Raw genomic sequence first — 24,195 nt, forward strand, 5'->3', positions numbered from 1 at the left:
GGCTTCATGCGTTCCGTTGCATTGAATACCGGAGGTCACACAAACATGCATTACAAGGGCTATGAAGTCGCTCCCGCCGCACAGCCGCTGGCAAGCGGCTTGTTCGCCGCCAACCTCGTCATTCAGGACGAAGTGTCGCTGCAAAAACGCGCGTATGTATTCAACGCGCTCGACTACTTTTTCGAATCCGATCTGGCCGTAGCCTACGCGGCGCGCTGGGCGCGTATGTGGATCGATAACCGTCGCCTGCCGCATGCGTGACGCAAGCTTGCGGCGAGTCTATGGCGAAGCTTTACGCTACCGCTCGAATTTGCATAACCACATGAAAACAGATTCGTTCCAACGGCCCGTCAAGTCGTGAGACGATGCGGCCCTGCTAACCAGAAAGAGTTTCAATATGCATCGTAGAACTATCATTGCAAGCGTGGCCTTCGTCGCGCTCGGCGCCGTATTCGGAACCGTACATGCTGAAGACGCGCCCTTGCGTATCGGCACCATGAGCGGTCCTGATGCGCAGATCTGGACGGAAGTATCGAAGGTTGCGGCACGCGAAGGCCTCAAGATCAAGGTGATCGAATTCAACGATTACATCCAGCCCAATGCTGCGCTCGACGCAGGCGACCTGGACGCAAACGGCTTCCAGCACCAGCCATTCCTCGACAGCCAGATCAAGCAGCGCGGCTACAAGATCGTCAACGTGGGCCTTACGTACGTCGCGCCCATGGGCTTTTATTCGAAGAAGATCAAGTCGCTGAAGGATCTGCCGCAAGGCGCCAAGGTCGGCATTCAGAACGACCCTTCCAACGGTAATCGCGCGCTGCTGTTGCTGCAGAAGAACGGCGTGATCAAGTTGAAGGCGGGCGTGGGCAAGGATGGCGTGAACGCAACGCCGCTGGACGTGGTTGAAAATCCGAAGGGCATCAAGCTGGTTGAGCTCGATTCGGCTCAGTTGCCGCGGTCGCTGGACGACCTCACCGCTGCGTCCATCAACACGGACTACGCAGTGAAAGCCGGCTTGTCGCCGACTAAGGATGCAATTGCGATTGAAGACCTCAAGGGCCCGTATGCGAACCTGATCGCCGTACGCGAGAAAGATCGCAATGCACCCTGGGTCAAGAAGCTGGTCTCGGCTTATGAGTCGCAGGATGTGAAGAACTATATCGATGCGCAGTTCAAAGGCTCGATCATTCCGGCGTTCTGATCGAGGGCTGCTGCTGAACGAAAAGGGGCGAACCACGGTTCGCCCCTTTTGCATCGAGCCGCCCGGTTTCACAGCCGCGCGATGGACACTTCAGTCGACTTCACGAACGCGATGACTTCGCTGCCGACCTTCAATTCGAGTTCATCGACCGAACGCGTCGTGATCACCGAGGTCACAATGCCATGCGGCGTTTCCACATCGACTTCGGATACCACCGAGCCACGAATGATCTCCTTGATGTGGCCTTTGAACTGATTCCGTACGTTGATTGCTGTGATGCCCATGTGATGCTCCCTGTTTGAATGAGTCGTGCCGGGGCCGGTCGACATCGGCAAATTTCGATGAGCTGGAACTAGCTGACCTGTACGCCATGCTTCAGCACACGCGAGAGAACCTGCTCTTCCAGCTCGGCGAAACCTTCCGCCGTGCGCGAACGCGGACGTGCGAGCGAGATGGCGGCATCGAAGGAAATCTTGCCGTCTTCAATCAGCACGATGCGCTCGCCTAACGCCACCGCTTCCTGAACATCGTGCGTGACCAGCAGAGCCGTGAAGCCATGCTCGCGCCACAGGCGCTCGATCAACGCATGCATCTCAATGCGCGTGAGCGCGTCGAGCGCACCCAGCGGTTCATCCAGTAACAGCAAATCCGGCCGATGCACCAACGCGCGCGCCAGCGCCACACGCTGACGCTGGCCGCCCGATAACTGCGCGGGCCAGTCGCCTTCACGTGCGCTCAAGCCCACTTCGGCAAGCGTCGCGCGTGCGTCGTCACGCGAGGATTTAGGCAAGCCGAGCATGACGTTTTGCAGCACGCTTTTCCACGGCAACAGACGCGCGTCCTGGAACATGATGCGTGTCTGCAATTCGCTCGACCCTTCGGCCGCATTACGGCGCACGACACCGCCCGTCGCTTTTTCAAGTCCGGCAATCAGGCGAAGCAACGTGGATTTACCGCAGCCGCTACGTCCGACTATCGATACAAAACTGCCGCGCTCGATAGCGAAATCAAAATTGGAGAGGACCTTGCGCGTGCCGAAATGTTTGTCGACGTTCTGAAGCGCGACGGCCATGTCCACGGGATTCGAACGTGGCGAGGGAGACGCCGGCGTGCGTTCACGCGTGATGACGCGTGGTTCGTCGCTTGCAAAAGCAATGCTATCCGATGACAGCGATGAAAGAACTGATGTCACGTTTTCGCTCCCTTCTGATACGCAGGATGCCAGCGCAGCGTGGCGCGTTCGATGGACTTGGCGAGCATGTCGGCAAGCTTGCCGAGCAGCGCATAAAGCAGGATGCCGACCACGACTACATCGGTCTGCAGGAATTCGCGAGCGTTCATTGTCATGTAGCCAATACCCGATTGCGCGGAGATTGTTTCCGCCACGATCAGCATCACCCACATGAGGCCGAATGCAAAACGCACGCCCACGAGAATGGATGGCAGTGCACCCGGTAATATCACGTCGCGATATAACGCAAAACCGGAAAGACCATAACTGCGGGCCATTTCGATCAGGTCGGCATCGACAGAACGAATACCGTGATACGTATTCGTGTACACCGGGAAAAACACGCCTAGCGCAACGAGGAACAATTTCGCTTCCTCGCCAATTCCGAACCACAGGATCACCAGCGGAATCATGGCGAGCGCCGGGATGTTGCGGATCATCTGCACGGTCGAGTCGAGCGCGACTTCGGCCGGTTTGAAGAGACCTGTACCCAGCCCGAGCACGAAACCAATCCCGCCGCCAATTGCAAAGCCAGTCAGCGCACGCCATGCACTGACCTTCACGTTCGCCCACATGTCGCCCGACTGGATCAGCTCCCACGCGGCCTTCACGACAGCGAGCGGTTCAGGCAATACACGCGATGACAGGCCGCCGGTTCGCGCCGCGAGCTCCCATGCAACAAGGATCAGGATGGGCACGAGCCAAGGCGCGGCCTGCACGCCCACGCGTCGAAAAAGTGAACCGTTCATTGTGCTTCCCCGTTTCAGCTTTGCGATGCACGCGGCAGATAAGACGTGCCCACGATCTCGCCAAACGGTCCCGACAACGGACCCGTCGCGCCCTTTTTCTGATCGCGCGGCAACAGCGGGAACACGAGTTCCGCGAACCGGTACGACTCTTCAAGATGCGGATAACCGGACAAGATGAACGTGTCGATACCGAGCGCCGCGTACTCTTTCATCAACCCCGCGACCTGCTCCGGGTTGCCGACGAGCGCCGTACCCGCGCCACCGCGCACCAGGCCAACGCCGGCCCACAGATGCGGATAGACTTCGAGCTTGTCGCGCTGGCCGCCATGCAATGCAGCCATGCGCCGCTGGCCTTCTGAATCCATCTTTGCAAACGACGCTTGTGCGCGCTGGATGGTTTCATCGTCGAGCTTGCTGATGAGCTTGTCCGCGTCCGCCCACGCTTCTTCTTCCGTCTCGCGCACGATCACATGCAGGCGAATCCCGAACTTGATCTTGCGGCCTTTGTCGGCGGCGCGGCGACGGATGTCGCTGATCTTCTTTTCGACTTCGGCGGGCGGTTCGCCCCAGGTCAGATAAGTATCGATATGGTCCGCTGCAATCTCGTGCGCCGCGGCCGATGACCCCCCGAACCACAGCGGCGGATGCGCCTTTTGCACCGGCGGATAAAGCACCTTGCCGCCTTTCGACGCGAGATGCTTGCCTTCGTAATCGATAGAACCACCTTCGTGCGAGGACTCCAGCAGACCGCGCCAGATGCTCAGGAATTCATCGGTGACTTCATACCGCGTGTCGTGATCGTTGAACACACCGTCGCCAGCCAGCTCGACGGGGTCGCCACCTGTCACGACATTGATCAGCAGACGTCCATTCGACAATCGGTCGAACGTGGAAGCCATGCGCGCCGACAAGCCCGGTGAGCTCAAGCCCGGGCGGATCGCCACCAGGAACTTGAGGCGCTTGGTCGCGGGAATCAGGCTGGACGCGACGACCCATGCGTCTTCGCAGGAGCGGCCCGTCGGCAGCAGGACACCTTCGTAGCCGAGCGTGTCGGCCGCGACCGCGATCTGGCGGAAGTAGTCGTAATCCGCGGCGCGCGCGCCTTGCGTGGTGCCGAGGTAACGGCTGTCGCCGTGTGTCGGAATGAACCAGAAAACATTCATTGTCGTGCTCCTGCCTTGCGTTTGAGTCGAGCTTCAGCGCTCGTTCCGATAAATCATCTTATCGACGCGCACTTTTCCCATGAACGATTTATTTGAGCTAAGGTTCTCGCCAATTCTGCTTATGCGTCTCAGCCGACGTTCCAGCGCGCATTGCTGACCGTCAGCTTCTTGGGGATCAGCTTGAGATCCGTAAAGATATCCGCGATTTGCTGCTGATACGCGATGGTCTCCGGTGTGATCGGCTGCACGCCGTAGGCGGTGCGTTTGAGCGCGCGTTCGAGCGTGGCTGTGTCGAGCCCCACGAGCGGCGACAGAAGCTTGGCGACATCGGGGATGTTGTCGCGTCCCCATTTATCGACATGGTCCAGCTCTTCCAGCAGCGCACGTATCAGAAGCGGCTGCGCTGTGGCGAACTTGCGCGTCGCGAGGTAATACTGCGTGTTGCGCACGAGGTTCGTACCATCGGCGATTACGCGCGCATTTGCCTGACGTTCCACTGCGGCAAGATACGGATCCCAGATCACCCAGGCATCCACGCTGCCCTGCACGAATGCAGCGCGGGCGTCGGCGGGCGCGAGATAAACCGGCTGAATATCCGTATAGGGAAGCTTGGCGTTCTTCAACGCTTCAACAAGAAGGTAATGGACGTTCGAACCCTTGTTCAAAGCCACTTTCTTGCCGCGCAGGTCCGCAACCGAGCGAATCGGCGATGCTTGCTGCACGACGATCGCCTCGCCTTGCGGCGCAGGCGGTTCGTTGCCTACGTAGACGAAATCGACGCCCGCGGCCTGCGCGAAGATAGGCGGTGTTTCGCCAACGGTTCCTGCATCGACGGCGCCTGCATTAAGGCCTTCCAGCAATTGCGGGCCAGCGGGGAATTCGAGCCATTGCACCGTCACGCCTTGCGCGGCAAGACGTTTATCCAGCGTGCCGCGAGCTTTCAGAACGACAAAATTGCCGTACTTCTGATAGCCGATACGGAACACCTTCTCCGAACCTTCGGCGCGCGCCGGCGTGCTGCTTAGCAAAGCCGCGCCACCGCTCAGGGCGCTAGTGGCGCCCGCACCAATCGCCGCGATTTTGAACAGTGCGCTACGGCGCGATGGAATGGCAAGCGATTCGTAGTCAGGCATGTGGATGCGTCCCATACTGGATTTAATGAAAAAATAAGGCGCGTTCATGTGCAGCAAAACCGCCGGCGATAGCGGGCGGTTTGCGAAATTACTTTGCCGATCTGCAGGCGTTTAATTTTGTTTGGCCGCACTATCGGCGGCGACCGTATTTGCAGAGATCGCGGTATTGGCCGCAACGGCTTTACGCGATGCAAAGTCCCAGACGAGTGCGCTGGCAGTATCGACGGGCTTGGGCAAAAGCTTCGCTTGATAGAAGCTGTCGGAGATGGCTTGCTGTTCACCGAAATTCTTCGCCACGACCGCGCGGACCGCATACGTCCGGCGCGTATTTGCCCGCTCGACCGTCGCCTGATCGAGTCCCCAAACCGGCGCGAGAATCTTTGCCGCATCGTGCGGATGCGCCTTGGTCCAAACGCCCGCTTCCACCAGTTGCTTGAGGACGATATCGACGATCTGCGGATACTTCTGCGCGAACGGCGCCGATGCCAGGTAATAACGCTGGTAGGACGCAAGGCCATCGCCACGAATCAGAATGCGTGCGCCTGGGTCCAGTTCCACCGAAGCCACGTAAGGGTCCCACGCGAACCATGCGTCAACGTCGTTTCGCTCGAAAGCTGCGCGTGCATCGGCGGGTGCGAGATAGCTGATCTTGACATCGGCGGGCGTCAATTTCGCGCGGGCAAGCGCGGCCAACAACAGATAGTGAACGCCGGCCGCTTTAGTTACGGCAATGCGCTTGCCTTTGAGATCCGCAAGCGAATGAATAGGTGCGTCGCGATGAACAATCACCGCTTGCGCCGAGGGCGAAGGCGTTTCCTGCGCGATATAAACAAAGTTCGCATTCGCGGCTTGAGCGAAAACCGGAACCGTATCTGCCACGTCGGCGCTAAGATCCACGGCATCCGCGTTAAGCGCTTCCGTAAGCGGCAAACCGCTTGCAAATTCGCTCCACTCTAAGCGCACGTTAAGCGGCTCGACCGCCTTTTCCAGGGTTCCGCGTGCCTTGAGAATAGCAATCAGCGTGGAGGATTTCTGAAAGCCAATGCGCAATTTGACCGGAGCTCCCGACGGCGTTTGTGCAACCGCGTTGATGGCCGTGGAAGCCAATAACGCTATCGCTAAGCAGGCGACAAGGCGGTTAAGGATTTTCATTGAAATTCAAACCGGATTAGAGCAGGAATAGAAACCAGCCGATCATGTTAGCAACGCCCGGGCGCGCGACTAAACGATCATTCCTGATATCGATTGCATTGGAAGTGCTGACGGATTGCTTAAGCAAACCTGCTTGGCGCCGCTTGAAATCAGCGGCGTTATCCCGCATCTCAAGTTCCATTTATCCGGAGCACGATCATGGGAAGCCGTCCCCAATTCATCGATGATCTTTCGCGCGGCGCTGCCGAGGCCGCCACCCTCTCGACTCCTCTTGGCGACGAAGCGCTGCTCGACGCCTATTCGCGCACGGTCATCGGCGCGCTCGAGCGCGTGCAGCAAGCAGTTGCATTCATTTCGGTCGAACGCCGCGTGGCGGACGGCGCCAACGGTCGCAATCCGCGCGGCGGGAATCCGCGTGGCGGAAATCCGCGTGGCGGGCAAGGCGGAACGGGATCTGGCTTCATCTTCACGCCCGATGGTTATCTGCTGACGAATAGCCACGTCGTGCACGGCGCCACGCATATTCGCGTCACGCTGGCCGACGGCGGCACGTTCGACGCCGATCTCGTTGGCGACGATCCCGACAGCGACCTCGCCGTGCTGCGCATCGGCTCTGCAGAAGCGTTGCCGCACGTCGAACTCGGCGAATCAGGAAAGCTTCGCGTGGGCCAGATTGCGATTGCAGTAGGCAATCCGCTTGGCCTCGCGCAAACGGTTACGACCGGCGTGGTGTCGGCGCTCGGACGTTCCTTGCGATCCAACTCGGGACGCATGATCTACGACGTGATCCAGACCGATGCAGCGCTGAACCCCGGCAACTCGGGCGGTCCGCTGATCAACTCGGCCGGCCAGGTGATCGGCGTGAACACGGCGATCATTGCGGGTGCGCAGGCGATCTCGTTCGCCACGGCTATCGATACCGCCAAGTGGGTCATCATGCAATTGTTCGCGCATGGGCGCGTGCGGCGCGCGTACATAGGCGTGGCGGGCACGACGTCGCCCATCTCCCGGCGCGTGCAGCGCTACTTCGGGTTGCCGGCGGCGAGCGGCGTGCATGTAATGGAAGTGGTGAAGGCAAGTCCTGCTGCAATCGGCGGATTGCGCACCGGCGACCGGATCGTTGCTATCGACGCGCTGCCTGTGGATAGCGTCGATAGCTTGCAGCGAACTCTCAATGCAACACGGATCGACCGCGTCGTGACCGTTACCGTGCTGCGCGGTGCGCAAAAACTCGAGCTCGAAATCACGCCGGTTGAACAGACGGCGTGATGTTTTCTACGATGCCGCGCTCAGCGGAATTCTCTCGCGCGGCCTCTTGCCATGCTCGAAAACACGCCGTCGCGTTTGATCAGCCCATGGAACATGGCCGCACCGAGATGCGCAAGAAAAGTCGCGAACAACAATAGCGCGAGGAGCGTGTGCGCCGAACGCAAGAATGCGTAGAGGCGCACACCTTGCGGCGCGATCGGTGGCAAATAGACCGACCCGAACAAGTGGATTGGAAACCCGCCAGCCGATAGCATCGACCAGCCGACCAGCGGCATTGCGAACAGCAATGCATAGAAGACCCAGTGCGAAAGATGAGCGATATGTTGCTGCCAGCGCGGCATGTCCTCGGGCAGAGGTGGCGTGCGATGCGTCAATCGAACGATCAACCGCACAATCACCAATAAAAGAATGGCGATGCCCAGCGGCTTGTGGATCGCAAGCAAGGTCTGGTGCCACGACGACAATGTGGCCACCATTCCCACGCCTATGAACAACATTGCGATGACGAGCGGCGCCATTAGCCAGTGAAAAAAACGTGCGGCGGGGCTGAAATGTTTATGTGCGGCGCTCATTGAATATTCCGTGTCGATGTTTGAGCGGATGCCTGAGCGGTTGCAGAACCACGCGCTTCCTCACGCGTGCGGCGATTATAGGAGACGGCATAAGCTGAAGATCGCGCGGCCAGCAGCGGATCATCGGACGGCTTGAGCCCGGCAGGAAGAATGGTCGGATCGTAATTGATATCGCGGCAATCGCCATCCGACTGCGCCGTTTCGCGCTCGATAACAAGCGTACCTGCATCAATATGCGGCCGGTCTTCGGGCCATGCCTGGGTTGCGTCGTTGGTCACGTCACCTGGCTTCGCGACCGTCAGTACAAGATGCCAGCGCAATGGACCGTTTGCCAGGCGTTCGCGCAATTCGGCATCGAGGAAATCATGGCCGCCTTTTTGCTCCGCGGTCACGGGCGTGTACGGCGTTTCGGGAACGACAGACCAGCGGATGAAATGCGTCTTGCCGGTAGCGTCGATGGCGCGAAACGCATTGATGCCGTAGTACGCGGCGTTTCCGAAGCTCGATGACGGCGGATGATCTTTTACCCACGCCTGAAACGGTCGAGTCTCCGGATGCGCGGCAAAGAACGCCTTGAGCTTCGCGGGATCGGGCTTGCCGGTCGCAGGATCGGGTTGCGACGCGACCAGTTGCGCAAAGAAAGCCTGCGGCGTATTGACGACGAACACCGGCGTATTGTTCATTCCGGTGCGCCATTGCTGACCGTCCGGCAGCCTGAAATCCAGCGCGAGACTGCGCACCGGCACGCTTGCATCCGGCGCTGACGGGATGCCGCCGGGAATCGCAAAGCGGCCGACAACCGGGGTACGGACTGTCTTGAAGACGCTCGCGCTCGAAATATCCGCGGCCTGCCCGTTACCCTCGAAATAGCCTTGCACGCAGACGCCCTTCGCATGGTTGCGGCGAAATCCGGGATGAACGCCCGCGTTCGCTTCGAACGTATTGACGATGCGTTGCGGCGTCAGGCGTTCAGGCGCAACAACGCCGGACGCATAGACAAACGCGCCGCCCATTGCAGCCACGACCGCGCCGATCACCGCAAGCCGGAATAGCGGAACGGACTGCCGCGAGCGACGCCGGCCTGAAGTTGGAGGATGCTTGTTCATGATTGATTATTTAGTTCGATATCCTGATTGATCAAGATTGCTTCATGCCGATAATTTATAGGCACCGGCGGTTCACGCCGGCGCCATACGGAAGGTTTTATTGTGTGGAAGTCTGCGGTTTTACATCGCCCATCTGCGTCAGTTGCGAGTACACGTCGTGGGAAAGTTCGAGCAATACCTTGCGATCGATTGCGCCAGAAACCGCGTAACCGAAATCACCGTCGATCCAGTAAAACACGTTCACCGAACCATCCTGGTACAGCTTGAACGCGGTCGTGTCCGAGCTGATTTTTCTATGCGAGATGCACAGCGTGATGCGCTCGCCCTTCGCGTCGTGATACATGAACTGCGCGACCGGACCGTCGTCGCCGGGCAGCAGACGGCCGCCCATCAGCTCGAAGCCGACGCGCGTAAGAATCGGCGGACGAACGTCCGTACCAAGCCGCTTCGATACCCACGTCACCAATTCCTGCTCGCGATCCACGCCGACTTCAACCGGCCGCATCACTTCGGGCGCGTACATGACGTGCGCCACAGCGGACTGGCGAGCGAACGACTCGCCGGGCGTGAAGCTCGCGCGTTGCACATGTCCGTCGTCGCCGCTGCCGGGCATCAGCGCACGGCCGCCGACGTTGCTCATCATCCCGCCTACGCCAATGCCCACGCCTATGACGAGCGCCGCGGCCATGCCGGCGAACTGCGGCCAGTTGGCGGCATCGCGCCAGCGACGGCGCTCAGGCGGCAACAGACGCTGCGGCACGGGCTCGCTCAACACGCGGTCGTAGCGGTCGTGGAACATGCTGTTCAGCGAGAAATAATCGCTGATCTTGGTGGCAAGACCTTCGTCGTGTTCCAGCAGCCGATCGATTTCCTCGCGACGATGTTCCGCCAGCGACCCGTCCACATACGCATGGATTTCGTCTTCGGTAATGGGTGTTTGTTGTTCGCTCATCGCACCACCTGTAATTTAGCGCCGGGTTGAGCGCCTGCCATCAGCGCGCGCAATCTCTCACGTCCACGCGATAACCGCGACATGACGGTCCCGATCGGAATTTCCAGCGCTTGCGCAACATCCGAGTAGCTCATCTCTTCAAGTCCGACGAGCAGAACGACCTGACGTTGATCGAGCGGCAAGCGCTGCAACGCAAAGTCGAGATCGCGCACTTCGAGCGACTGCGTTTGCGTACCGGCAACCGCGAATTCACGCTCGGCGATGTTGTCGTCGTCTACTGAAATGTGCACCGCTTTCACGCCCGCCCGACGCGCCTGATTCGCGAAGACGTTGTGCATGATCGTGAAAAGCCATGCGCGCATATCGGTTCCGGTCTGGAATTTTTCCGTATGCCGAAGCGCGCGCTCAAGCGTGTCCTGGACAAGATCGTCGGCAAGATCGCGATTGTTGATCAGCGCTCGCGCATAACGGCGTAATCGCGGCACATGTTCCATTAACTCGTCACGGACGCCCATCGGCATTCCCTCATTTTGTAAGCTTGTGCGGACGCTCAACCTGAAAACGCCGCTGCGAATGATGGGCTAACACTGTGGATTGCGAGTTATTCCCGCCATCTGGCAGTTTTTATTTCAAACGCAAGGTTCAGTTGCCCGTCATCAGGTCCGCGGCGCGCATCAGGCCGCGAGTGTTCGCGCGACCGGCCAGCACGTAACGCTTGCCACCGGAAGTCCAGGCCAGCAAACGCGTTTCTCCTACACGATTCGCTTTCCACTGCGGCTGCGGTTTCGCCATGATCCCTGGCGCGACGAGTAACACCGCTGCCTCGCCCATCGCATTCCGGTACACATATTCCGTCGCCGATGCAAACAGACCAAGCGACATTTCGCGGCGCGCCACCGGATGAAATCCCACGACGTACAGGTTCGGCGCATCCGCCAAAGCCTTCGCCGAGCTTACATATGCGCTCGCGCCGGTCGCCATGTCCTGCGCCGCGATCGCCTGTTCGAGCGCCATCATCGACGCATTATCGAGCGCGGAATCGGAGATGTCGAACGCGAACAGTCCACCCGCGACGAGCGCCAGCGCGGCTGCGATAGCGATCAGAACGTGCGTGATGCGCCGTTTCGACTTGCGCGGAGCCGATCTGGACGAGAGCGTTTCGTCGGCTGGATCAGGGAAAGCGTTTTGCATTTGCTGGTTGATTCGTCCATAGAACGCGACGCGTTGGGCTTCATCCGGCCGGTCTTTCAAATAGCTTTGAACGCTGGCAGCGCGCTTCGGATCGAGCATGCCGTCGGCGTAAGCCTGGACATCGGACTCGGAGAGCCGGAATTCCGAGGGTGGTTTTGCTATGGACATGATCGATTGGAAAATTGCTGTCGGTATAGGGGCGAACACGGTCTTGCGCAGTTTATTCCGTCTGCACATTGTTTCAGGCTTTGCGCCGCCTCATTCATCGTGCGATACACGCCGTGCGATACACGCCGAGGGAAAACGAAAGCGTCCCTGAGCGCGTAAACACAATCTATATCGGCTTATTCCATTCAAATACAAATTTTTATCGTCGAAAAAATAATCGACGTTTCAGGGAATATCCCTGCCCTTTCCCGGGTTCTCTCCATTGCACACAGCAACAAAATACAACCCCTTTGGAGAAGCAAAATGAAAGTTCTAGCCATTGCCGTCGTCGCCATTGCAACGATCGCTTCAGCGAATGCATTTGCGCAAACCAAGACGCGTGCCGAGGTTTATCAGGAACTGATTCAAGCGCAGAAAGACGGCCGCGATTTCGTGACTGATACCTCCTACCCCGATGTCAACCCTATCTTCGCGCATCAACTCGAAGAACAGCAAACGCGTCTTGCGGAAGAGCAGGCGAAAAACGCAGTAGCGAACACCACGACGCCGGCAAGCGCCAGCGAAGCAAACTAACGAAGCGCATTGCCATTTTGAATTGTTGAACGCAGTACCGGAAACATCCGCAGCAATCGGTTAAATACATCGGATCACTAACTTTATTGAGGTCATCATGAAAAAATTCCTTATCTCCGCGTTGGTTCTTTCCTCGGCATTGGCAGCCCCGGCTTTCGCGTTCGCGCAGAGCAACGGTCCCGTGACGCGTGCTCAGGTCAAAGCGGAACTGGTGCAGCTCGAAAAGGCCGGCTACAGCCCTGGCGGCGAAGACGTCAATTACCCGCAGGACATCCAGGCCGCCGAACAAAAGGTCTGGGCGGAACAAGGCATTGCGGCGACATCGTACGGATCGAATACCGGCAGCATGTCGGCGTCGGGATCGCGCGCTGACTACGCACCGAACCAGGCAACGCAATCGATCTACTCAGGTCATTGAGCATGAGCGGGCTTGCCTGTGTCACTTTGCAGGAGCCGGTAAACTCCGGAGGCAGGCGCGACGACTTTCTCGCATCGCGCACTTCCCTCTGGAGACATCGGCATGAAACAGGCGCTCCACCATCTAGGCGTGACAACGCGCACGCGCGGTCTGCATGAAATTACCCGCGACATCCGTAAGTGGATCGACCAGCAAGGCATTCAAACCGGCCTGCTTACCGTGTTTCTCCGGCATACATCGGCCTCTTTGCTGATACAGGAAAATGCCGATCCCGACGTACGCACGGATCTCGAGCAATTCTTCGAGACGATTGCGCCCGAAGCGCCGGGGCGCTATGTCCACGACTCGGAAGGTCCCGACGACATGCCGGCGCATCTGCGCACGGCGTTGACGCAAGTCCAGCTTTCGATTCCCGTCAGCGCAGGCCGCATGGTTCTAGGCACCTGGCAGGGCATCTACCTGTTCGAACACCGCAGCGTTTCGCATAGACGCGAGGTCGTATTGCACCTTTTCAGTGAGTGATTTAATATACGCAGCGCGTACATCACCTCCGGAGCGACCCACATGCATCTTCAACAGCAAACCCTTCTTCGCGATGCCATGCGGCGCCTCAACATGACACGCGACGCGTTCGCAAACCGCATTGGCGTTGCGCGACGCGCGCTCGATACATGGTTGCTTCCCGATGAATCCGCGGAATCCCGTGCGATGCCAGAGATCGCAAGCCGCTACGTAATGGAGATTCTCGAACGGACACCTTCCGGCGATGAATATACGCAACGCGTACAGTCGGCGTCCATTTTGCACGAAGGCCGTCCGCACCTGCTTTCAGTCGATCAGTTTTCGCGCGACTCGGTCGAAGCATTGTTCCAGGTGGCGGACACCATGCAACCCATCGCGCGCCGTCAAAAAATCACGCGCGTCCTGGAAGGCGCCGTGCTCGCCAATCTATTCTTCGAAGCCAGCACTCGAACGCGCGTGAGTTTCGGCGCGGCGTTCTGCCGGCTGGGCGGATCGGTCTGCGACACGACCGGCTTCACGTTTTCATCGATGGCGAAAGGCGAGTCCATCTACGACACCAGCCGCGTGATCAGCGGTTACGCGGACGCACTCGTCGTGCGCCATCCCGAGAAAGGATCGGTTGCCGAGTTCGCACGCGCGACCAACGTTCCGGTGATCAACGCGGGCGACGGCCCCGGCGAGCATCCGAGCCAGGCGTTGCTCGACCTCTATACGGTTCAGCGCGAATTCTCGCGCGTGGGAAAGATTGTCGACGGCTCGCATATCGCGATGGTCGGCGACCTCAAATATGGTCGCACGGTCCATTCGCTGGCCAAGCTGCTGGCGTTGTATCGCGGGCTGAAGTTCACGTTAATCTCGCCGGGATCGCTTGAAATGCCTGCGTCCATCCTCGATCAGATCACGCGCGGCGATCATGTCGTCGAGCAAACCAGCGACCTGCACGCCGGCTTGAAAGGCGCGGACGTGGTGTACGCAACCCGCATTCAAAAAGAGCGTTTCGCCGATGAATCCATCGAAGGTTATACACCGGACTTCCAGATCAATCAGGCGCTGGTCGACAGCGTATGCGGTCCCGACACATTGATCATGCATCCGCTGCCGCGCGACGGACGCCCTGGCGCCAACGATCTGAGCACCGACCTCAACCACGATCCGAGGCTTGCGATCTTCCGGCAAACAGATAACGGCATTCCCGTGCGCATGGCGATTTTCGCGGTGCTGCTGGGCGTGGACCAACAAGTCCAGCATTCCATGCGCGACGCCACGTGGAAGGCGCCGGCTTACATCGGTCCTGACGACGCCGTTTTTAACGGCATCGACTGAAGAAGCAAGCCAGGCAATTTATACGGCGGCATCGAAAATTTTAACGCGCCGTTTACGTGCAAAAAGATACGCTGCAAGTCATCCTGAACAGAGGAGCTTGCAGCGTCATGAACCTTGTACTCGAAAGAATCGTCAGCTCGGCAACCAGCGGAAAATCGGCAGAGCGTGAAAGCATTCCGACGCCCTGTGTTTCACGCGTTCATCTTTCGGCCGTGCTTCGCAGCAAGCAGGATGAAGCCGCGCGCGAACGCATCCGCCGCCTGTTTCATTCGCCGCTGGGCGTGTATGTCAGCCAGGCATCGCGCGATCACGACGACCTTCGGCTCGTGTTCGACATAGCCATGGAAGACCTCGACTTTACCGTGCGCACATTGCATCAGGTCCTGCCCGAAGCCGTGATCGAGGCCGTACGTCCGCGCGTGTTCACCCACAGGCGCGAGCACTGAAATTCAGGCTTGCGCCAGCGAGAAATCCACGGCGGCGCGAGCGTGAAGCGTGGTGGTATCGAGCAGAGGAACAGGGCTGTCTTCTGCTTTCACCAGCAGCATGATTTCCGTGCATCCCAACACGATAGCTTCGGCGCCGCGCGCGGCCAATCCGTGAATGACTTCGCGATACAACTTGCGCGATTCCTCTTTCACCACGCCCAGGCATAACTCCCGATAGATGATGTCGTGGATGACCGCCTGGCTCGCGGCGTCAGGAACGATGGTGGAGATTCCATGCCGTTCTTCGAGCCGGTCGCGGAAGAAACTCTCCCGCATGGAAAACGCCGTGCCGATAAACCCGACTTTCCCGATACCGGATCTCTTCGCCTCGATGCCCGTCGGGTCCACGATATGCAAAAACGGCACTGACACCGAAGCGGCGATTTGCGGCGCGACGAGATGCATGGTGTTCGTGCAGAGCACGATGCAATGTGCGCCGCCCGCTTCCAGATGGCGCGCGGCTTCGCTCAGCCGGATACCGGCAATGTTCCATTGTCCGTCGCGTTGCAAGCGCTCGATGGGCGCAAAATTCACGCTATGCAACAACACTTGCGCCGAGTTCAATCCGCCCAACCGCGTGCGGACATCCTGATTGATCAATCGATAATACTCGGCCGTCGATTCCCAACTCATGCCGCCAATCAAGCCGATGGTTTTCATCGTGGTCATGCTGCTGCCCTGCCGTTCTGGTTTGTCGAACCGACATAGTGCAACGAAGCGCGGCGCGCGGCTAGCGCAAAATTCCGCGACAGAAACGCGCTCAGGCTAGTGCTTGCGTGCAATCGCGCAACTGTAATCCTGCAACTCCTCGGACGATGCAAAGTCGCCCTGCGCGAGACGCACATGATCGTTGAGCAGGAAAAACGCGGGCTTGCCATCGGGCGTGGTCGTGCCGGTCAGCAGCAGCGTCTGGTCGGCCATGCTTCCGCCTTCCCTGGCTATGTTCGCCGCGAGCAACTTGAACGGATCGACGGAAGCGAGCGTCGGGTCATCGATACGGATGATCTTGTATGCATGTCCGCGCAGCCGCGTTGGAAACGTAGTCCATTGCGTGCCGATCTTCGGCCCCTGCTCGCGCAACGCGGCCACGACATCCGGCGCGAGGCAATCGATATGGATATGCAACTGATTCTGCGAACGCCCGCTGGTGGAATTGATCGCGAGCGAGACTTCGTCGCGAGGTAATTCCTCGCCGAGTTTTGCGTTTACGAATCGCCGGGCATCCCACGCGGCGCGCCAGTAGTTTGGCGAATCCGCCGCGAGCAAATCGGGACTTTCAATGCCGCCTATGCGTTTGGTCGGGATCAGCAAATACTGCGCAATGCCGTTCAAATCCTTGAGCACCGCATAGCCCTGAACTGCATCGACATCGATACATTTTTGCGGCACGTCCGCTCCGCGCGCGGCCGGCTCACACGAGTTGTGGACGATCTGCCATAACGCATTGGGATTGCCGGCGCATGCCGTGATCAGGAACATCGCCGTGAGCGCGGCGAGGGTCAAGCGAAAAAGCGAGAAATTCCGCATGGGGCGAACGGTCGGGACGAAAGGCTGCATCGTAACAAGCAGGCGTTACGTCTGCTTGACACGCGTCTGGCGGCATCACATCACAGGCAAATGCAGATGATGCGGATGCTCGACCGTATCGGCGATCAACCTCAGCGCGTCTTCGCATTCGTCCAGGTTTTTCGGCCCGCCAAGACAGACGCGGATGGCTTCGGGCGGGTTGCCATCGGTCGCAAATGCCGTCGCCGATACCGCGCCTATACCCTGCGAACGCAATTGCAACGCAAGCTCCGAGGCTTGCCATCCGCACGCCGAATCGATCGGCATCCAGAAATGAAAACCGGCGGGATCAGCATCGAATTTCCACTTCGATAACACTCGCGATGCGATTCCCTGCCGCGCGGCCGACTCCGTCCGGATGGCATCGAGCATCAGATCGGCGGTGCCGTCCACGACCCATTGCGTTGCGAGCAGCATGGTGAATGGACTCGCCATGACTGTCGTGGCGCGCAATGCACCCGCAAGATGTTGCGCCCGCCGTGCGGAAGGCGCGCGAATGTATGCCACGCGAAGTCCCGCACCGAAGCTCTTCGAAAAACCCGTTACGTAGTAGGTCAGGTCGGGCGCAAACGAAACCATCGCGTCAGGTGCGTTAGCGGGCAGCATGCCGTATGCATCGTCTTCGATGATCGGCACGCTGTATCTCAACGCGACATCGGCCAGCGCCTCGCGACGCTTCGACGAAAGCGTGACCGTGCTCGGGTTCTGGATGGTCGGGTTGCAATAGAACGCGCTGGGTTTGTCGCTTTTGCAAAGCGCCTCGAATGCATGCGCGAGCGGACCGTCGTCGTCGCGTGCAAGCGCTTGTAATCGCACGCCGAGTTGCGCGGCGATCGCCTTGATGCCGGGATACGCCAACGTATCGAGGCAGATGGTTCCGCCCGGTCGCGCAAGCTGCGAGACCAGTGCCACGAGCGCGCTATGTATGCCCGGGCATACGAGCACCCTGTCTTCATCGCAGTCATCGAAACGACGCTTGAGCCATTTCGTGCCCGCCGCGCGATCGTCAGGAGTCCCGCCGAAATCCTGGTATCGCAACAAGCGATAAGGATCGGTCCCCGCGAACAACCGGGCCGCCGACTCGCGCAACCGCGCGGCCAGCTCTGCGGGTTCGGGCGGCATGTTCATGGTCATCTCCACGCTGCTTCCGCCCGACAGCGGCAACGTCGCCGTGCGGCCGCGCACGAACGTCCCGCTGCCCGCGCGGGAGTCGAGCAGACCGCGTTTGCGCGCCTCAGCATAGGCGCGTGCAACGGTCGTGTAATTGAGCTGGAGTTCATCGGCGAGATCGCGCAAACCGGGCAGCCGGTCACGTGGACGCAAGCGTCCGCTAGCCAGATCTTCTTCGATTAATTCCGGAATCAGCAGATAAGCCGGCTTGCGGCTTTCCGTAAGTTTTCTGATCCAGTGGTGAGTAAGACTGGTCATGAAACGGTCTCGGTTTTAAAGCGTTAAAAAAACGATAGCACGATATACCCGGATAAAACAAATTGATCGCATCGAATGATCGTATGCAGAATTTTTTAGTGTTCATTCTATGCACATATTGAGTGTGTACTGCACCAGCAATGCGCAGTTGCACCAGCAAATCAACGCCCTCTTGGTGCGCGGCTGATCTTGTCCAACCGGCGAATCCCTTAGGCACAAGGCTCTGACGGCTCATCCGTAAAAAATTAACGAGCGTCCAACGCGCTGATCGTTTGAATGATCGGGTATTGATCGCATTAACGCTGCGTTTTAATGGCACGACGGTTGCATTAACTTGTTTGCAAACAGCGCACCGGCATCCGAATTAAAAACGGACGCCCAGGATTATCGATGTATTAAATCGTCTATTTAATGGAGATTAGAATGCCTGCCGTCAATATCCCGATGCACAAGAAAGGCGATTATCTTGTCGACTATGAAGAGAAAGTCTTTGAGGACGTCAAGGCCGCCCCGGGCGAGAAGGCGCTGGTGACGTTTCATACGGTCGCCTTTGAAGGTTCCATCGGCTTCGTGAATCTCCTGCAGGCCACGCGGTTGCTGCGCAAAGGTTTCGAAACGTCGGTGCTGCTCTACGGTCCCGGCGTGACGCTAGGACTGCAACGCGGATTCCCAACGCTCGGCGACGAAGCATTCCCCGGCCACCTGAACTTCAACAAACAGATTCAGAAATTCATGGAGGAAGGCGGCAAGGTCTACGCATGCCGCTTCGCACTGCAAGCGCTTTATGGACAGGGCGAAGCGTCGCTGATCGAGGGCATCAAGCCGATCAGCCCGCTCGACGTGCTCGACATCCAGTTGCTGCACCGGAAAGACGGCGCGTTGATCATCAACACGTGGACTGTCTGACATCGCCGACACCACCGACCACGGAATGACCATGCCCGACAAGAGAATCGTCCGTGCCGCCGCGGTCCAGATTTCACCGGATCTGGAGCGGCCCGGCGGCACGCTCGAAAAGGTCCTCGCGACAATCGACGACGCCGCGCGCCAGGGCGTGCAGCTGAGCGTGTTCCCCGAGACCTTCCTGCCCTACTACCCGTACTTTTCGTTCGTGCGGGCGCCGGTCGCATCGGGTGCGGAACATATGCGTCTCTACGATGAAGCCGTCGTCGTGCCCGGTCCGGTGACGCACGCGGTTTCGGAGCGGGCGCGCCGTCACGGCATGGTCGTCGTGCTCGGTGTGAACGAGCGTGACCACGGCAGCTTGTACAACGCTCAACTCATCTTCGATACCACCGGCGAATTGATTCTCAAGCGCCGCAAGATCACGCCCACGTTTCATGAGCGAATGATCTGGGGCATGGGCGACGCCTCGGGATTGAAAGTGGCGCAGACGAGCATTGCGAAAGTGGGCGCGCTTGCATGCTGGGAGCACTACAACCCGCTCGCACGATACGCCTTGATGACGCAACACGAAGAGATCCATTGCAGCCAGTTTCCGGGCTCGCTCGTGGGTCCTATCTTCGGCGAACAGATCGAGGTGACGATCCGGCATCACGCGCTGGAATCCGGCTGTTTCGTGGTGAATTCCACAGGATGGCTAACTGAATCGCAGATTGAATCCATCACGAAGGAGCCAGGCTTGCAGAAGGCGCTTCGTGGCGGCTGCAATACGGCGATCATTTCGCCGGAAGGCCAGCACCTCGCGCCGCCGTTGCGTGAAGGCGACGGCCTGGTGATCGCGGACCTGGACATGTCCCTGATCACCAAACGCAAACGCATGATGGATTCGGTTGGCCATTACGCGCGGCCCGAACTGCTGAGCCTTGCAATCAACGACCGCCCCGCAGTCACGTCGGCGCCCATGAACACCTTCTCACCTTCAACCGGGGAAAAGCATCTTGAACGCGAGCGAGACGATGTCGGCTACGAGCCGGCAATTGATGACTGAATTGCAATCGACCGGCTTGCGTCTCGCCGATCCCGGCGCGGGCGTGAGCGTCGCGAGCCGCCGTGGCGGCGCAGGACCCTCGGACCACAAGGCGGTGACCATCGACGGCGTGACCATCATGGTTCCGGTGCACACGAACACCGCGTGGCATTCGCCGTTCGTCGCCTCCGCGCCTGATGCGGGCGGCAGCAGCGCGTTGCTGCGTGGCTCCATTCCCATTGCAAATATCAGCTTCCCGAAGGCGCCACGCTTCTACGCGATGCAAACCTTCGACGGCGTGCCGTACTCGCACATCGCAACGTTACACGGGTCTGATGTCCTCGCGACGACCGTGTTGCAAACCTGCATCCGATACGAAAGCCGCAAGAAAACCTGCAAGTTCTGCGCGATCGGTCAGTCGCTTGCGGCAGGCCGGACGATCGCGCGCAAGACGCCTGAGCAGCTTGCGGAAGTCGCGCGCGCGGCGGTTTTGCTCGATGGCGTCAAGCATATGGTCCTCACCACAGGCACGCCCCCGACCAAAGACCGTGGCGCGCAGATCCTGTGCGAGAGCGCGTTCGCAATCAAGGCGGCCGTCGACTTGCCGATACAAGCGCAGTGCGAACCGCCGGACGACGACAAGTGGTTCGAGCGCATGCGTGCAAGCGGTATCGATACGCTCGGGATGCATCTCGAAGTGGTGACGCCCGCGCTGCGCGAGCAGATCATGCCGGGAAAAGCGAGCGTGCCGATCTTGCGATACATGGAATCGTTCAAGGCGGCTGTTGCCGTGTTCGGACGCGGCCAGGTCAGCACTTACATTCTCGCCGGATTGGGCGATACGGCCGAAGCGATCCTTTCGATCTCGCGAGAACTCGTGGACATAGGCGTCTATCCATTTGTGGTTCCATTCGTGCCGATCAGCGGCACGCCGCTCGAAGATCATCCGGCGCCCTCGCCCGAGTTCATGAAGTCCGTGCTGCAGCCGCTTGGCGCCATGGTCTCGGCTGGCGGCATGCGTTCCGGTGATATCAAGGCGGGCTGCGGAAAATGCGGCGCGTGTTCTTCGTTGTCATCCTACGAGGTCTGAACCATGCTCGCCGATACCGAAGACCTCACCCGGCTCTACACGCCTGCCAGCTACACGATCAAGTGGACCACGCTGCCGTGGGAAGCAGATGAAGCGTACAAGCTGCGGCGCGCGGTGTTCTGCATCGAACAAGGGATCTTTGTAGGCGACGACCGCGATGAAACCGATGACCGCGCGCAACTGCTTGTGGCCGTGAGTTGTATTGGCGGAATGCACGAGCAGGTGGTCGGCACCGTGCGCATTCACGAGGACGAACCGGGTGTATGGACGGGATCGCGGCTCGCGGTGCACGCGGCATTTCGGCGGCACGGAAAGATTGGCGCAACGCTGATCAGGCTCGCGGTCAGCAGTGCACACGCGCTGGGCTGCAAGGAGTTTCTCGCGCATGTGCAAAGTCAGAATGCGCCCCTGTTTCATGCGCTGCACTGGACCACGTTAGCGGAAGAACTCATGCATGGAAGGCCACATCACCTGATGCAGGCCGACCTCGATTTTTATCCGCCGTGCGCCACGCCGCATAGTGGTTTCGTGACGCAATATTCGGCGGCGCGGAGTGCGGCATGAGCGTGGCCGACCTCATCGCCGCGTTGAGGGAAACGCGCGGCTTCCGCCATAAGACGGACATTGCCGGCGTCATGTCATCGCTCGCGCGGCATGCTCCGGCGTCGGCTGAACACGTCGCTAACGGCGATGACTGCGCAGCCATCGCCGATGGCGACGGTTACCTGTTATTCGCCATCGAAGGCATGGTCAGCGACTTCGTGCGCAACATGCCGTGGTTTGCCGGCTACAGCAGCGTGATGGTCAACGTCAGCGATATCTACGCAATGGGCGGCCGCCCCGTCGCCGTGGTCGATGCACTCTGGAGCGACGGTTTGCAGCGCGCCGAAGAGGTGCTGGCAGGCATGGCTGCTGCATCGACGGCGTATGGCGTACCGATTGTCGGCGGTCACAGCAATACGCGCAGCGACCAGGCACAACTGGCGGTATCGATTGTTGGCCGCGCGAAGAAATTGCTGTCAAGTTTCGACGCACGGCCCGGCGATCATTTGATGATGGCAGTCGATCTGCGCGGTCGCTTCGAAGATCCTTATCCGTTCTGGAATGCGTCGGTGGGCGCGCCTGCTGAACGCTTGCGCGCTGATCTCGAGCTACTGCCAACGCTCGCTGAAAGCGGTCTTTGCAATGCCGCCAAAGACATCAGCATGGCCGGCGCGCTGGGCACTGCCTTGATGCTGCTCGAATGCTCGCAAGTGGGCGCAAATATCGACCTTTCACGTTTGCCGTCGCCTCCTGACGTCGACCGTTTGCGTTGGCTCACCGCGTTTCCGAGCTTCGGCTTCGTCATGTCCGTACGTGCGGGAAACGTGGAAGCGGTCAGGCGGATGTTCCTTGAACGCGAGCTTGCTTGTGCTGAAATCGGCATCGTCGAGGAGTCGCGCAAGGTCAAGCTTCAGGATGGTGACGATCACGGCGAACTATGGAACTTCATGACGCACCCGTTCATCACACCGAGGAGCGCAGCGTAATGCGTATCGCCCTGACCACGCATTCGGTCAACCCGCGCGGTGGCGTGGTGCATGCGCTCGAACTCGCCGCGGCATTGGTGGACGAAGGTCACGACGTCACGATCTTCGCGCCCGCTGCGGCCGGCGAATCGCTTTTTCGCGAGCCGCCGTGCCGTGTGATCCTTGCGACTATTGAAGGATCGCAGCAGAACACGGTCGCAATGGTGGAAGCGCGGATTCGTGCCCTGAAAGCAAGTTTGAAAGCCTGCGATCCAGCCGGTTTCGACGTGCTCCACGCACAGGACAGCATCAGCGGCAACGCGCTTGCGGAGCTGAAGGAAGAAGGCGAAATAGCCACCTTCGTGCGCACGGTTCATCATCTCGATCACTTCGATAACCCTCGCCTCGCCGCCTGGCAAACTCGCGCGTGGCGTGACGCGGATCGAGTGCTGTGTGTCAGCGAAATGTGGACTCGCGTGATGCGCGAGACGTATGAAGTCGATGCGATCACGGTAACGAACGGTGTCGATCTGACGCGGTATTCTCCGCAGCGCACACTGAGAGATTCGGCATTGAGTATCGAAGGATCGCCGATCGTTCTTGCCGTTGGTGGCATTGAAGCGCGCAAGAACACGGTCGCCTTGCTCGAAGCGTTCGCCGCGCTGATTTCACGCTACCCGCAAGCGCGGCTCGTGATCGCGGGCGGTGCAAGTCTGCTCGATCACAACGCATACGCGCACGCCTTCATGCAGCGCGTCGCTGCTCTCGACCTGACGCACGCGGTGACTGTCACCGGACCCGTCGGTGACGCAGACATGCCTGCGCTCTTTCGCCGTGCCGATGTCCTCGCGATGGTGTCGCTGCGTGAAGGCTTCGGCCTCGTCGTGCTGGAAGCGCTTGCGAGCGGCACGCCGGTAGTGGCGTCGAACATTGCGCCGTTCACTGAATATCTCGATGACGCTACCTGTTGCTGGGCGACGCCGACAGTCAGTGAATCGATAGCCGATGCACTCGAACAAGTCATCAGCGGTCGTCACCAAACCGATTTCAATAACGCCGTGCCCGCCTTGCTCGCACGAATGAGCTGGCAGGTATCGGCGAGAAAACATCTCGACATCTACAGCGGTTTGCTAGCGAACCGCGCACTCAAAACTTCCAGGAACCCGCCATGCCGGTCATGCATTTCAGAATCCAGTGGCCCGATAACCGCGAAGACAATTGCTATTCGCCGTCGCAGGTCGTCAGCGATTTTTTCACCCCGGGCGAGACCTATCCCGTCGATGACTTCGTTTCGCGTGCCCGCGAAGCATTGAACATTGCATCCGAACGTGTGCGCGAGAAGTACGGCTTCGCGTGCTCGGCGGCAATGGATCAGCTTGCAAAAATCGAAGTCGACGCCGAACGTTTCATGGACGAACCCGACGCACGGGTCAAGGTCATCGCGCTCGTCTGAGCGCGCCAT

The 24,195-nt window shown here is 59.3% G+C and carries 29 protein-coding genes and 1 pseudogene; 15 read left to right on the top strand and 15 right to left on the bottom strand.

Annotated elements, in window-relative coordinates; genetic code table 11:
* Positions 1-45: 45 nt before the first annotated feature.
* Positions 46-261, top strand: coding sequence for a hypothetical protein (locus tag ASG35_RS28760; RefSeq protein ID WP_082508673.1), 216 nt, complete (start codon positions 46-48; stop codon positions 259-261).
* Between the two features lie 136 nt (positions 262-397).
* On the top strand, positions 398-1,201 hold the full coding sequence (locus ASG35_RS28765) for a MetQ/NlpA family ABC transporter substrate-binding protein (protein ID WP_056365817.1): 804 nt from the start codon (positions 398-400) through the stop codon (positions 1,199-1,201).
* 68 nt (positions 1,202-1,269) lie between these two features.
* Here ASG35_RS28765 and ASG35_RS28770 read toward each other — a convergent pair whose 3' ends face one another.
* The 7 genes from ASG35_RS28770 to ASG35_RS31690 form a co-directional block, all read right to left on the bottom strand.
* The gene (locus ASG35_RS28770; protein ID WP_056365821.1) at positions 1,270-1,485 is read right to left on the bottom strand and encodes a TOBE domain-containing protein; all 216 of its coding nucleotides are present in this window, start codon (positions 1,483-1,485) and stop codon (positions 1,270-1,272) included.
* Positions 1,486-1,553: 68 nt separating this feature from the next.
* Positions 1,554-2,393 carry an ATP-binding cassette domain-containing protein gene (locus ASG35_RS28775; RefSeq protein ID WP_235527759.1) on the bottom strand — a complete coding sequence of 280 codons (840 nt, stop codon included), beginning with the start codon at positions 2,391-2,393 and terminating at the stop codon, positions 1,554-1,556.
* Positions 2,390-3,181, bottom strand: a complete 792-nt coding sequence (gene ssuC, locus ASG35_RS28780) for an aliphatic sulfonate ABC transporter permease SsuC (protein WP_056365824.1) — start codon at positions 3,179-3,181, stop codon at positions 2,390-2,392. Before ssuC ends, ASG35_RS28775 begins: the two co-directional genes overlap by 4 nt.
* A 14-nt stretch (positions 3,182-3,195) precedes the next feature.
* Positions 3,196-4,344 carry an FMNH2-dependent alkanesulfonate monooxygenase gene (gene ssuD, locus ASG35_RS28785; RefSeq protein ID WP_056365827.1) on the bottom strand — a complete coding sequence of 383 codons (1,149 nt, stop codon included), beginning with the start codon at positions 4,342-4,344 and terminating at the stop codon, positions 3,196-3,198.
* 128 nt (positions 4,345-4,472) lie between these two features.
* Positions 4,473-5,477 carry a sulfonate ABC transporter substrate-binding protein gene (locus ASG35_RS28790; RefSeq protein ID WP_082508675.1) on the bottom strand — a complete coding sequence of 335 codons (1,005 nt, stop codon included), beginning with the start codon at positions 5,475-5,477 and terminating at the stop codon, positions 4,473-4,475.
* Between the two features lie 111 nt (positions 5,478-5,588).
* Positions 5,589-6,629, bottom strand: a complete 1,041-nt coding sequence (locus ASG35_RS28795; protein WP_056365830.1) for an aliphatic sulfonate ABC transporter substrate-binding protein — start codon at positions 6,627-6,629, stop codon at positions 5,589-5,591.
* 16 nt (positions 6,630-6,645) lie between these two features.
* The gene (locus tag ASG35_RS31690) at positions 6,646-6,810 is read right to left on the bottom strand and encodes a hypothetical protein (RefSeq protein ID WP_156393413.1); all 165 of its coding nucleotides are present in this window, start codon (positions 6,808-6,810) and stop codon (positions 6,646-6,648) included.
* Positions 6,811-6,827: 17 nt separating this feature from the next.
* Here ASG35_RS31690 and ASG35_RS28800 point away from each other — a divergent pair, with 17 nt between their 5' ends.
* A complete protein-coding gene (locus ASG35_RS28800) occupies positions 6,828-7,898 on the top strand; it encodes a S1C family serine protease (RefSeq protein WP_056365834.1) in 1,071 nt (356 codons plus the stop codon).
* 20 nt (positions 7,899-7,918) lie between these two features.
* Here the strand turns inward: ASG35_RS28800 and ASG35_RS28805 are convergent, their stop codons facing one another.
* The 5 genes from ASG35_RS28805 to ASG35_RS28825 all read right to left on the bottom strand — a co-directional run bounded on the left by ASG35_RS28805 (position 7,919) and on the right by ASG35_RS28825 (position 11,887).
* A complete protein-coding gene (locus tag ASG35_RS28805) occupies positions 7,919-8,470 on the bottom strand; it encodes a cytochrome b (RefSeq protein ID WP_056365836.1) in 552 nt (183 codons plus the stop codon).
* Positions 8,467-9,576 carry a catalase family peroxidase gene (locus ASG35_RS28810; RefSeq protein WP_056365837.1) on the bottom strand — a complete coding sequence of 370 codons (1,110 nt, stop codon included), beginning with the start codon at positions 9,574-9,576 and terminating at the stop codon, positions 8,467-8,469. The genes ASG35_RS28805 and ASG35_RS28810 overlap by 4 nt, the downstream gene beginning before the upstream one ends.
* Positions 9,577-9,673: 97 nt before the next feature.
* Positions 9,674-10,528 carry an anti-sigma factor family protein gene (locus ASG35_RS28815; RefSeq protein WP_056365840.1) on the bottom strand — a complete coding sequence of 285 codons (855 nt, stop codon included), beginning with the start codon at positions 10,526-10,528 and terminating at the stop codon, positions 9,674-9,676.
* On the bottom strand, positions 10,525-11,043 hold the full coding sequence (locus ASG35_RS28820; RefSeq protein WP_056366154.1) for an RNA polymerase sigma factor: 519 nt from the start codon (positions 11,041-11,043) through the stop codon (positions 10,525-10,527). The genes ASG35_RS28815 and ASG35_RS28820 overlap by 4 nt, the downstream gene beginning before the upstream one ends.
* A gap of 127 nt (positions 11,044-11,170) precedes the next feature.
* Positions 11,171-11,887 (bottom strand): anti-sigma factor family protein, encoded by a 717-nt coding sequence (locus ASG35_RS28825; RefSeq protein WP_056365843.1) that lies wholly within the window; start codon positions 11,885-11,887, stop codon positions 11,171-11,173.
* Positions 11,888-12,190: 303 nt separating this feature from the next.
* Here ASG35_RS28825 and ASG35_RS28830 point away from each other — a divergent pair, with 303 nt between their 5' ends.
* The 5 genes from ASG35_RS28830 (at position 12,191) to ASG35_RS28850 (ending at position 15,169) form a co-directional block, all read left to right on the top strand.
* Complete coding sequence (locus ASG35_RS28830; protein ID WP_056365847.1) at positions 12,191-12,460, top strand: DUF4148 domain-containing protein; 270 nt, start codon at positions 12,191-12,193, stop codon at positions 12,458-12,460.
* A gap of 97 nt (positions 12,461-12,557) precedes the next feature.
* On the top strand, positions 12,558-12,878 hold the full coding sequence (locus ASG35_RS28835; RefSeq protein ID WP_056365851.1) for a DUF4148 domain-containing protein: 321 nt from the start codon (positions 12,558-12,560) through the stop codon (positions 12,876-12,878).
* Positions 12,879-12,980: 102 nt separating this feature from the next.
* Positions 12,981-13,400, top strand: coding sequence for a secondary thiamine-phosphate synthase enzyme YjbQ (locus tag ASG35_RS28840; protein WP_056365854.1), 420 nt, complete (start codon positions 12,981-12,983; stop codon positions 13,398-13,400).
* A gap of 42 nt (positions 13,401-13,442) precedes the next feature.
* A complete protein-coding gene (locus tag ASG35_RS28845; protein WP_056365857.1) occupies positions 13,443-14,723 on the top strand; it encodes an aspartate carbamoyltransferase in 1,281 nt (426 codons plus the stop codon).
* Positions 14,724-14,830: 107 nt separating this feature from the next.
* On the top strand, positions 14,831-15,169 hold the full coding sequence (locus ASG35_RS28850) for a hypothetical protein (protein WP_056365861.1): 339 nt from the start codon (positions 14,831-14,833) through the stop codon (positions 15,167-15,169).
* Positions 15,170-15,172: 3 nt separating this feature from the next.
* On the opposite strand, the gene ASG35_RS28855 is transcribed toward ASG35_RS28850, so the two are convergent.
* From ASG35_RS28855 to ASG35_RS28865, 3 genes are all read right to left on the bottom strand, one after another.
* Entirely contained in the window at positions 15,173-15,880 is a 708-nt protein-coding gene (locus ASG35_RS28855) for an aspartate/glutamate racemase family protein (RefSeq protein WP_327019671.1), read from the bottom strand.
* Between the two features lie 96 nt (positions 15,881-15,976).
* Positions 15,977-16,768 (bottom strand): CDP-diacylglycerol diphosphatase, encoded by a 792-nt coding sequence (locus ASG35_RS28860; RefSeq protein ID WP_235527760.1) that lies wholly within the window; start codon positions 16,766-16,768, stop codon positions 15,977-15,979.
* Between the two features lie 45 nt (positions 16,769-16,813).
* Positions 16,814-18,205, bottom strand: a complete 1,392-nt coding sequence (locus tag ASG35_RS28865; protein ID WP_056365865.1) for an aminotransferase-like domain-containing protein — start codon at positions 18,203-18,205, stop codon at positions 16,814-16,816.
* A gap of 423 nt (positions 18,206-18,628) precedes the next feature.
* On the opposite strand from ASG35_RS28865, the gene ASG35_RS28870 reads away from it, so the two are divergent.
* The 7 genes and pseudogenes from ASG35_RS28870 to ASG35_RS28900 all read left to right on the top strand — a co-directional run bounded on the left by ASG35_RS28870 (position 18,629) and on the right by ASG35_RS28900 (position 24,186).
* Positions 18,629-19,111 (top strand): MSMEG_0572/Sll0783 family nitrogen starvation response protein, encoded by a 483-nt coding sequence (locus ASG35_RS28870; protein WP_056365868.1) that lies wholly within the window; start codon positions 18,629-18,631, stop codon positions 19,109-19,111.
* Between the two features lie 31 nt (positions 19,112-19,142).
* Positions 19,143-20,156 carry a Nit6803 family nitrilase gene (locus ASG35_RS28875; protein ID WP_056366161.1) on the top strand — a complete coding sequence of 338 codons (1,014 nt, stop codon included), beginning with the start codon at positions 19,143-19,145 and terminating at the stop codon, positions 20,154-20,156.
* Positions 20,149-21,225, top strand: coding sequence for an MSMEG_0568 family radical SAM protein (locus ASG35_RS28880; RefSeq protein ID WP_156393415.1), 1,077 nt, complete (start codon positions 20,149-20,151; stop codon positions 21,223-21,225). The genes ASG35_RS28875 and ASG35_RS28880 overlap by 8 nt, the downstream gene beginning before the upstream one ends.
* Positions 21,226-21,228: 3 nt before the next feature.
* Entirely contained in the window at positions 21,229-21,789 is a 561-nt protein-coding gene (locus ASG35_RS28885; protein WP_056365872.1) for an MSMEG_0567/Sll0786 family nitrogen starvation N-acetyltransferase, read from the top strand.
* Complete coding sequence (locus tag ASG35_RS28890) at positions 21,786-22,754, top strand: sll0787 family AIR synthase-like protein (RefSeq protein WP_056365875.1); 969 nt, start codon at positions 21,786-21,788, stop codon at positions 22,752-22,754. Before ASG35_RS28885 ends, ASG35_RS28890 begins: the two co-directional genes overlap by 4 nt.
* A pseudogene (locus tag ASG35_RS28895) lies at positions 22,754-23,878 on the top strand (MSMEG_0565 family glycosyltransferase); the annotation flags it as partial. The gene ASG35_RS28890 and the pseudogene ASG35_RS28895, both read left to right, overlap by 1 nt.
* 23 nt (positions 23,879-23,901) lie before the next feature.
* Positions 23,902-24,186, top strand: a complete 285-nt coding sequence (locus tag ASG35_RS28900; RefSeq protein WP_056365878.1) for an MSMEG_0570 family nitrogen starvation response protein — start codon at positions 23,902-23,904, stop codon at positions 24,184-24,186.
* Positions 24,187-24,195 lie beyond the last annotated feature (9 nt).

Origin of the sequence: Burkholderia sp. Leaf177, from assembly GCF_001424345.1 — a bacterium.
GTDB lineage: Bacteria > Pseudomonadota > Gammaproteobacteria > Burkholderiales > Burkholderiaceae > Caballeronia.